The 8,601-nt window shown below is 64.8% G+C and carries 9 protein-coding genes; 4 read left to right on the top strand and 5 right to left on the bottom strand.

Annotation, left to right across the window (positions count from 1 at the left end):
- The first annotated feature begins 99 nt into the window (after positions 1-99).
- On the top strand, positions 100-702 hold the full coding sequence (locus tag PNI01S_RS19510) for a cupin domain-containing protein (RefSeq protein ID WP_084358832.1): 603 nt from the start codon (positions 100-102) through the stop codon (positions 700-702).
- Here PNI01S_RS19510 and PNI01S_RS19515 read toward each other — a convergent pair.
- Positions 699-1,169, bottom strand: coding sequence for a metallophosphoesterase family protein (locus tag PNI01S_RS19515; protein ID WP_084358833.1), 471 nt, complete (start codon positions 1,167-1,169; stop codon positions 699-701). The two genes, PNI01S_RS19510 and PNI01S_RS19515, sit on opposite strands and share 4 nt — an antisense overlap.
- Before the next feature lie 49 nt (positions 1,170-1,218).
- Positions 1,219-2,610 (bottom strand): nucleobase:cation symporter-2 family protein, encoded by a 1,392-nt coding sequence (locus tag PNI01S_RS19520; protein WP_024762204.1) that lies wholly within the window; start codon positions 2,608-2,610, stop codon positions 1,219-1,221.
- 269 nt (positions 2,611-2,879) lie between these two features.
- Here PNI01S_RS19520 and PNI01S_RS19525 point away from each other — a divergent pair, with 269 nt between their 5' ends.
- On the top strand, positions 2,880-3,338 hold the full coding sequence (locus tag PNI01S_RS19525; RefSeq protein WP_084358834.1) for a pilin: 459 nt from the start codon (positions 2,880-2,882) through the stop codon (positions 3,336-3,338).
- Between the two features lie 66 nt (positions 3,339-3,404).
- Here PNI01S_RS19525 and ilvD read toward each other — a convergent pair whose 3' ends face one another.
- Positions 3,405-5,243 carry a dihydroxy-acid dehydratase gene (gene ilvD / locus PNI01S_RS19530; RefSeq protein ID WP_084358835.1) on the bottom strand — a complete coding sequence of 613 codons (1,839 nt, stop codon included), beginning with the start codon at positions 5,241-5,243 and terminating at the stop codon, positions 3,405-3,407.
- Positions 5,244-5,620: 377 nt separating this feature from the next.
- On the opposite strand from ilvD, the gene PNI01S_RS19535 reads away from it, so the two are divergent.
- Complete coding sequence (locus PNI01S_RS19535; protein WP_024762207.1) at positions 5,621-5,935, top strand: hypothetical protein; 315 nt, start codon at positions 5,621-5,623, stop codon at positions 5,933-5,935.
- Between the two features lie 141 nt (positions 5,936-6,076).
- Here PNI01S_RS19535 and PNI01S_RS19540 read toward each other — a convergent pair whose 3' ends face one another.
- Together PNI01S_RS19540 and PNI01S_RS19545 are read right to left on the bottom strand one after the other, a co-directional pair.
- The gene (locus PNI01S_RS19540) at positions 6,077-7,273 is read right to left on the bottom strand and encodes a class I SAM-dependent rRNA methyltransferase (RefSeq protein WP_084358836.1); all 1,197 of its coding nucleotides are present in this window, start codon (positions 7,271-7,273) and stop codon (positions 6,077-6,079) included.
- Positions 7,274-7,354: 81 nt separating this feature from the next.
- On the bottom strand, positions 7,355-7,894 hold the full coding sequence (locus PNI01S_RS19545; RefSeq protein WP_084358837.1) for a type 1 glutamine amidotransferase domain-containing protein: 540 nt from the start codon (positions 7,892-7,894) through the stop codon (positions 7,355-7,357).
- 193 nt (positions 7,895-8,087) lie between these two features.
- Between PNI01S_RS19545 and PNI01S_RS19550 the strand changes: the two genes are divergently transcribed.
- On the top strand, positions 8,088-8,601 hold a 514-nt coding region (locus tag PNI01S_RS19550), incomplete at its 3' end, for an HDOD domain-containing protein (RefSeq protein ID WP_143514259.1).

Below are 8,601 nucleotides of genomic sequence, written 5' to 3' on the forward strand. Positions count from 1 at the left end.
GCGTGCACCTCGATTGCTCTCAGAGTGGGGCGGGGGAAGGATGCTAGACTGCGCGCCGCCGGTGCCTTTCCCTGCGTCGGCTGGAACGAGGAAAGCAGCATGTCGGATGTTCATCGCACTGTGGTCGGCGTCGCCGACACGCCATCTCCTGCCGAAGAGAGCCTCGGCAGCCGCCTGCGCGACCTGCGCCAGGGGCAGGGCTTGTCCATCCGGCAACTGGCGGAGCGGTGCGGTGTCTCACACCCCAACATCTCGCTGATCGAACGCGACATGCAGAGCCCGTCGGTCAGCGTGCTCAAGCGCATTCTCGAGCCGCTGGGCGTGACCCTCAGCAACTTCTTCTCCGCGGCGCCGGTGCGCGACCGCGCGGTGTTCTATCGCGCCGACGAACTGGTGGAGCTGGCCGATGGCAAAAGCCTGTCCTACCGCCAGGTCGGCGCCAACCTGAGGGGGTCGTCGATGATGATCCTCCACGAACGCTACGCACCGAACGCCGATACCGGCCTGGAGCCCTACAGCCATGAAGCCGAAGAGGGCGGCGTGGTGGTCAAGGGGCGGCTGGAGATGACCGTGGGCGACGAGGTGCGAATCCTCGAAGCGGGGGATGCCTATTACTTCGACAGCCGGCTGCCGCACCGCATGCGCAACCCATTTGAGGAAGAGTGCGAGGTGATCAGTGCGGTGTCGCCGCCGACCTTCTAAGGCGCCAAGACCAGCAGCTCGGCATGCGCCCGGCGGTTTTCCAGATGGAGCACCGCCACGCTGATCGGCAGCTTGAAGCGCCGTGGGCCCGCGCTCCCCGGATTCAGGTAGAGCACGCCCTCGCGCACCTCGTTCAGCGGCTTGTGTGAATGCCCCGCGAGCACCACGTCGATGCCTTCGGCAGCCGGATCGATGGCCAACTGCTTGAGGTCGTGGATCAGGTACAGCCGCAGCCCGCCCAGCTCCAGAAGTAGCGTTTCCGGCAGCGCTCCGGCCCAGTCGTCAGTGTCGTTGTTGCCGCGCACTACTTCCAGCGGGGCGAGTTCGCCGAGCTGATCGAGCAGCGAGGCAGGGCCGATGTCGCCCAGGTGCAGGATGCGCTCACAGCCGCGCAGCGCCTCCAAAGCTTCGGGGCGCAGCAGGCCATGGGTGTCGGCGATGACGCCGATGCGCAGGGATGTGGTCATACCAGGGAGCATAAACGACGACGCCACCCGAAGGTGGCGTCGTGGCGGCTCAGCCGTTGTGCGAGGCCTTGGCGGCGTCGGACTCGGGCAGGAACCAGTTCAGCAGCAGGGCGCAGATGCCGCCGGTGGCCACGCCTGATTCCAGCACATTGCGGATTGCGTGGGGCATGTGCGCGAGGAACTCTGGTACCTGGGAAATGCCCAGGCCCAGCGCCAGGCTGACGGCGATGATCAGCAGCGCGCGGCGGTCCAGATGGGTGCCGGCGAGGATGTTGATGCCCGAGGCGGCAACCGCGCCGAACATCACCATTACCGCGCCGCCGAGCACAGGCTCGGGAACGGCCTGGATCACCCCGGCGACGCTGGGGAAAAGGCCCAGCACGATGAGCATCGCGGCGATCCACAGGCCGACGTGGCGGCTGGCGACGCCGGTCAACTGGATCACGCCGTTGTTCTGCGCGAACACCGAGCTGGGGAATGTGTTGAACAGGCCGGCCAGCAGCGAGTTGGCGCCGTTCACCAGCACGCCGCCCTTGATGCGCTGCATCCACAGCGGGCCTTCGACCGGCTGCTTGGAGATCTTGCTGGTGGCGGTGACGTCGCCGATGGCTTCCAGCGAGGTGACCAGGTAGATCACCAGCATCGGGATGAACAGGCTCCAGGAGAAGCCCAGGCCGAAGTGCAGCGGCACCGGGACCTGGAAGGCCGGCGCCTCGTGCATGCCGGTGAAGTCCAGGCGGCCCAGGTAACCGGCCAGCGCATAGCCCACGGCCAGGGCGATGACGATGGCGCCGCTGCGCATCCACACCACCGGGATGCGGTTGAGGATGACGATGATCGCCAGCACCAGGCCCGACAGCATCAGGTTCTCGCCGTTGGCGAAGGTGCCGTTGGACATGGCGGAGAAGCCGCCGCCCATGCTGATCAGACCGACCTTGATCAGGGTCAGGCCGATCATCAGCACCACGATGCCGGTGACCAGAGGGGTGATCAAGCGCTTCACGAAGGGCAGGATGCGCGACACGCCCATTTCCACGAAGGAGCCGGCCATGACCACGCCGAAGATCGCCGCCATCACCGCTTCCACCGGGGTGCCGTTCTTCACCATCAGCGCCCCGCCGGCGATCAGCGGGCCGACGAAGTTGAAGCTGGTGCCCTGGACGATCAGCAGGCCCGCGCCGAACGGCCCGAAGCGCTTGCACTGGACGAAGGTGGCGATGCCGGAGATCACCAGCGACATCGACACGATCAGGTTGGTGTCGCGCGGCGACACGCCCAGCGCCTGGCAGATCAGCAGGCCGGGAGTGACGATCGGCACGATGATAGCCAGCAGGTGCTGCAGCGCAGCCAGCAGGGCGATGGGCAGGGCGGGGCGGTCTTCCAGGCCGTAGACCAGGTCGGGCTGGTCCTTGGCGGCGGACGGGTTCTCGAGGGAGCTCATGGGCGGCGGTCCGGGAAAAAAGAGCGCGATTTTACTGGCCCGAGGCGGGATCGCACAGTGCCATGAGGCAAGGAGGGATAAACGGGGAAGTTCGGATTCCTACGCCAAGGTCGGGCAGGGGTACCGCCCTGGCTTTCGACGCAGGAAAAAGTGCCGAATTTTCAACAGGGTGCGCGGACGCGTCTGAATGATCGTGCCCGGTTGCGTGACTTCACTGGAGTACATCCGGAGCCATTCGGGGCCTCGGCGTAATCCAGAAGGATATGAAGATGCGCAAACAACAGGGTTTCACTCTGATCGAGCTGATGATCGTGGTGGCGATCATCGGGATTCTGGCTTCGGTGTCGTTGCCCTTGTATTCGGACTATTCGTCCCGGTCGAAAGCAGCGGCCGCGATGGCTGAGATTTCCGGCGTTAAGACCGCCGTTGGTCTGTGTGTCGCGGAAGTGGGCTCCCCGAAGGGATGTGACGCCGGAACCTATGGGATTCCAAAAGATTTCGACGCGACCACCAATATCACGAGTGGTTATTCGGTGACGGACGGGGTCATCAAGTTCAAGACCAGTGCGACCGATAGCAAGGGGAATGAACTTGAGCTGGAAATGAAGCCTAAGGCTGACACTAAATCGAGTCTGATCTGGGAGGTGTCGGGAACCATCTGCGACGCTGATCGTGGCATAAAGCCCGGTACGGGTGGTTGTGCTAAGACAGACTCGCAGGAAGGTTGATCTCCTGGTTTCATCGCCCACAAAAAAGCCCGGCATTCGCCGGGCTTTTTCATGTCACCGCCAGACTCAACCGTCCAGCAGCGCCTTGTCGCGCACCGCGCCCTTGTCGGCGCTGGTGGCGAGCAGGGCGTAGGCTTTCAGCGCGGTGCTCACCTTGCGCGCGCGCGGCAGCGCCGGCTTCCAGCCCTTCTTGTTCTGCTCGGCGCGGCGGGTGGCCAGCTCTTCATCGCTGACCAGCAGGTTGATGCTGCGGTTGGGGATGTCGATCAGTACCTTGTCGCCGTCCTGCACCAGGCCGATGGCGCCACCGGCTGCGGCTTCCGGCGAGGCGTGGCCGATGGACAGGCCCGAGGTGCCGCCGGAGAAGCGGCCATCGGTGAGCAGGGCACAGGCCTTGCCCAGGCCCTTGGACTTCAGGTAACTGGTCGGGTACAGCATTTCCTGCATGCCCGGGCCGCCTTTCGGGCCTTCGTAGCGGATGATCACGATGTCGCCCGGCTTCACCTCGTCAGCGAGGATGCCCTTCACGGCACCGTCCTGGCTTTCGAAGATCTTTGCGCGGCCTTCGAACACGTGGATGGACTCGTCCACGCCAGCGGTCTTCACCACGCAGCCGTCGAGGGCGATGTTGCCGTACAGCACGGCCAGGCCGCCTTCCTGGGAGTAGGCGTGCTCGACGCTGCGGATGCAGCCTTCGGCGCGGTCGTCATCCAGGGTGTCCCAGCGGGTGCTCTGGCTGAACGCCACCTGGGTCGGGATACCGGCGGGGCCGGCCTTGAAGAAGGTGTGGACCTTCTCGTCCTGGGTCTGGGTGATGTCCCACTCGGCGATGGCGTCGGCCATGCTCGGGCTGTGCACGGTCGGTACGTCGGTGTGCAGCAGGCCGCCACGGGCCAGCTCGCCGAGGATGGAGAAGATGCCGCCGGCGCGGTGCACGTCTTCCATGTGGTACTTCTGGATGTTCGGCGCGACCTTGCACAGCTGCGGCACCTTGCGCGACAGGCGATCGATGTCGCGCAGGTCGAAGGCGATCTCCGCCTCCTGGGCGGCGGCCAGCAGATGCAGAATGGTGTTGGTCGAACCGCCCATGGCGATGTCCAGGGTCATGGCGTTCTCGAACGCCTTGAAGCTGGCGACGTTGCGCGGCAGCACGGACTCGTCGCCTTCACCGTAGTAGCGCTGGCACAGCTCGACGGCCAGGCGGCCGGCGCGCAGGAACAGCTGCTCGCGGTCGGCGTGGGTAGCCAGGGTCGAACCGTTGCCCGGCAGCGACAGGCCCAGGGCTTCGGTCAGGCAGTTCATCGAGTTGGCGGTGAACATGCCGGAGCAGGAGCCGCAGGTCGGGCAGGCGCTGCGCTCGTACTCGGCGACCTTCTCGTCGGAGCAGGAGTCGTCGGCGGCGACGACCATGGCGTCCACCAGGTCCAGGCCGTGGTTGGCCAGCTTGGTCTTGCCGGCTTCCATCGGGCCGCCGGAGACGAACACCACCGGGATGTTCAGGCGCAGGGCGGCCATCAGCATGCCGGGGGTGATCTTGTCGCAGTTGGAGATGCAGACGATGGCGTCGGCGCAGTGGGCGTTGACCATGTATTCCACGGAGTCGGCGATGATCTCGCGCGACGGCAGGGAATAGAGCATGCCGTCATGGCCCATGGCGATGCCGTCGTCCACGGCGATGGTGTTGAATTCCTTGGCCACGCCGCCGTGTTTTTCGATCTCGCGGGCGACCAGCTGGCCCAGGTCCTTCAGGTGCACGTGGCCGGGCACGAACTGGGTGAAGGAGTTGGCGATGGCGATGATCGGTTTCTTGAAGTCTTCGTCCTTCATCCCGGTGGCGCGCCACAGGGCGCGGGCGCCGGCCATGTTGCGGCCGTGGGTGGAGGTTTTCGAACGGTAATCGGGCATGACAGGTTCCTGCGGCTCAGGTGCACGGTGGGAGTCGATCCGGGTCTTTAAGTGCGGCGGCGTGCAGCGGATGGCGCTGGCCGGCGAGACCTTGAGCAGACTCTAAGTCGTATCGTGAGCGCGGTACGCACCGGATGCAAACAGCAGATGGCCTTGCATGGGCGAGGTCGGCGCGGGGCTTGGCGGGGTCACCGCCTGCTCGGCCGGGGCTCACAGGCCCGCCGGGGGATAAATGGCAGGAATGAGCCGGATTCTACGCCGGGCCTTGCCGCCAGGGAAAGGCTGGCGGTCGGCGCGGGCCATAGACTTTCGCCGCGCTGGCATGGTCAGAATGGCCATTGGCGCTTTTCGATCCCGTTCGTTGAAGGAGCAACCCCATGAAAGTCATCTCAATTGCTCTGCTGGCTGCAGTCTTTGCCGGCAGCGTGCAGGCCTCGTCCGACGCGGCCTGGCAGGCGCAGGACAAGCAGCAGCGCGAGGCCTGCCTGGCGCTGAGTCATCTGCAGAACAAGAAGGTGCTGGGGACTCCGGTGCTGTTCGACGACAGCGTGGGCTATACAGCGCTGATGATCGGGGGGACCTATGCGCAGAAGCACATGAAGGGCAAGCCAGGCCGCGAGTTGTGCCTGTTCGAGCGCAAGACTGGTAAAGCGGTGCTCAGCGAGGCGGATTCGCTGATGCCGGTGAAATGATGTGCTCCCCTCGACCAGAGGGCGCATGACGCCTCAAGCGTTATCCGCCATCCGCGGAATCGGGTGCAGAGACGGCGGATAAAGCGTTCCGCTTTATCCGCCCTGTGCCGATGAATGAAATACGGGGCGTGCGGTGATGCCTTAGCCGTTGGGCAGCAGACGCACCGTCAGGCTCTTGATGTAGCGGGTTTCCGGGATCGCCAGGTGGACGGGGTGGTCCGGGCCCTGGCCGCCGCGCTCCAGCAGCTGGATGTTGCGGTCTAGGTGACGGGCGCTGCCCAGCAGGATGTTCTGCAGGTCGTCCTCGGGCAGGTGCATTGAGCAGGAGGCGCTCACCAGCACGCCATCCTTGGACAGCAGGCGCATGGCCTGTTCGTTGAGGCGGCGGTAGGCGGCCTCGCCGTTTTTCAGGTCCTTCTTGCGCTTGATGAAGGCGGGCGGGTCGGCAACGATCACGTCGAAGCGCTCGTCGGCGGCCTTCAGCTCGCGCAGGGCATCGAATACGTCACCTTCCACGCAGGCGACTTTCTCGGCCAGGCCGTTGAGGGTGGCGTTGCGCTCCACGCCATCCAGGGCGAAGCCGGAGGCATCGACGCACATCACTTCGCTGGCGCCGAAGGCTGCGGCCTGGATGCCCCAGCCGCCGATATAGCTGAACAGGTCCAGAACGCGCTTGCCCTGCACATAGGGCTGCAGGCGGGCGCGGTTCATGCGGTGGTCGTAGAACCAGCCAGTCTTCTGACCTGCCAGTACTGGGGCTTCGAACTTCACGCCGTTCTCTTCCAGGCCGACCCATTCCGGGACTTCGCCGTAGGCGTTCTCGACGTAGCGCTCAAGGCCTTCGGCATCGCGGGCGCTGGAGTCGTTCTTCCACAGCACGGCGCTGGGCTTGAGCACCTGCAGCAGGGCGGCGAGTACGTCGTCGCGGTGCTTCTCCATGGTCGCCGAGGCGAGCTGGACCACCAGTACGTCGCCGAAACGGTCTACCACCAGACCCGGCAGCAGGTCGGAGTCACCGTAGACGAGGCGGTAGAACGGCTTGTCGAACAGGCGCTCGCGCAGGCTCAGGGCGACATTCAGGCGGTGAACCAGTAGCGATTTGTCGAGAACGTGCTTGGTGTCACGGGAAATCAGGCGGGCGCAGATGAGGTTGTTCGGGCTCATCGCGACGATGCCCAGCGGCTTGCCGTTGGCCATTTCGAGGATGGCCTGTTCGCCGGCGCCGAAGCCGTTCAGCGGGGTGGCAGCGACGTCCACTTCGTTGCTGTAGACCCACAGGTGGCCGGCGCGCAGGCGGCGCTCGGCGTTGGCTTTCAGACGCAGGCTGGGCAGGGTCATGGGGAAGGCTCCGGCAAAAGAGCGGGATTATAGCGCAGCAGCGCGCCCCCCCGGAGCAGGGCGCACGCGCTTTTGATCGGATCAGGCGGCGAGGGTTTCGATCAGCTGCTTGTTGAAGGCGGGGATATCGTCGGGCTTGCGGCTGCTGATCAGGTGCCCGTCCTTGACCACCTGGCGGTCGACCCAGTGGCCGCCGGCATTGTTGATGTCGTCCTTGAGCGAGTTCCAGCTGGTCAGTGTCTTGCCCTTCACCAGGCCGGCGGAGACCAGCAGCCAGGCGCCGTGGCAGATCACGGCGATGGGTTTGCCGGCCTCGCTAGCCTTCTGCACGATTTCCTGGGCCTTGGGCAGGTTGCGGATCTGGTCGGCGTTGATCACGCCGCCGGGCAGCAGCACCGCGTCATAGTCATCGATGCGGGCGGTCTCGAAGGTGCTGTCGACCTTGAAGTAGTCAGCCGGCTTGTCATGGTTCCAGCCGCGTACCTTGTCGGTGCTGTCGGAGAGAATCCTCACCTTGGCGCCGGCTTCCTCGAGCGCCTCGCGCGGGCCGGTCAGTTCGACCTGTTCGAAGCCATCGGTGACCAGGATGGCGACGGTCTTGCCTTTGAGTGTCTGGCTCATGGCGTGTCTCCCATTTCTTCCGCTTGGGTGTAAAGGTTCCGACACAGCAGCCGATGAAAGTTCAGTCTAAAACGGCAGTTCCAGAATGCGTTGCTCTGGGTAAACTGTGCGCCCCGTCAACTTTCCAGTCCGCGCCTACATGTCCCAAGAACTCTCCGCCGAACAGATCCGTCAGGCCCTGCAGGGCATCAGCGTGCCGCCGCAGCCGCAGATCATGGTTGACCTGCAGATGGAGCAGTTCATGCCCAATCCGGACCTGAAGGCGATCGCCAAGCTGATCAGCCAGGACCCGGGGCTGTCCGGTGCGCTGCTGAAGCTGGTGAACTCGCCGTTCTTCGGCCTGGCCAACCGCATCACCTCGATCCAGCGGGCGGTGAACCTGCTGGGCAGCCGTTCGGTGATCAACCTGATCAACGCCCAGTCGATCAAGGGGGAGATGACCGACGACACCATCGTTACCCTCAATCGCTTCTGGGATACGGCGCAGGACGTGGCCATGAGCTGCCTGACCCTGGCCAAGCGCATTGGCTACGAGTCGGTGGACGAGGCTTACGCGCTGGGGCTGTTCCACAATTGCGGCATTCCGCTGATGCTCAAGCGCTTCCCGCACTACATGGCGGTGCTGGAGGAGGCGTATGCCAGCGCCAGCGACGAGCGCCGCGTGGTGGACACCGAGAACCGCGTGCTGAATACCAACCATGCGGTCG

Source organism: Pseudomonas nitroreducens NBRC 12694, from assembly GCF_002091755.1.
In the GTDB taxonomy this organism is placed as follows: Bacteria; Pseudomonadota; Gammaproteobacteria; order Pseudomonadales; family Pseudomonadaceae; genus Pseudomonas; species Pseudomonas nitroreducens.

Excerpts from the sequence above, each read along its gene's own strand:
- PNI01S_RS19520 (WP_024762204.1), bottom strand. The coding sequence starts at position 2,610 with ATGAGCTCCCTCGAGAACCCGTCCGCCGCCAAGGACCAGCCCGACCTG.
- PNI01S_RS19510 (WP_084358832.1), top strand. The coding sequence starts at position 100 with ATGTCGGATGTTCATCGCACTGTGGTCGGCGTCGCCGACACGCCATCT.
- PNI01S_RS19540 (WP_084358836.1), bottom strand. The coding sequence starts at position 7,273 with ATGACCCTGCCCAGCCTGCGTCTGAAAGCCAACGCCGAGCGCCGCCTG.
- PNI01S_RS19535 (WP_024762207.1), top strand. The coding sequence starts at position 5,621 with ATGAAAGTCATCTCAATTGCTCTGCTGGCTGCAGTCTTTGCCGGCAGC.
- ilvD (WP_084358835.1), bottom strand. The coding sequence starts at position 5,243 with ATGCCCGATTACCGTTCGAAAACCTCCACCCACGGCCGCAACATGGCC.
- PNI01S_RS19515 (WP_084358833.1), bottom strand. The coding sequence starts at position 1,169 with ATGACCACATCCCTGCGCATCGGCGTCATCGCCGACACCCATGGCCTG.
- PNI01S_RS19545 (WP_084358837.1), bottom strand. The coding sequence starts at position 7,894 with ATGAGCCAGACACTCAAAGGCAAGACCGTCGCCATCCTGGTCACCGAT.
- PNI01S_RS19525 (WP_084358834.1), top strand. The coding sequence starts at position 2,880 with ATGCGCAAACAACAGGGTTTCACTCTGATCGAGCTGATGATCGTGGTG.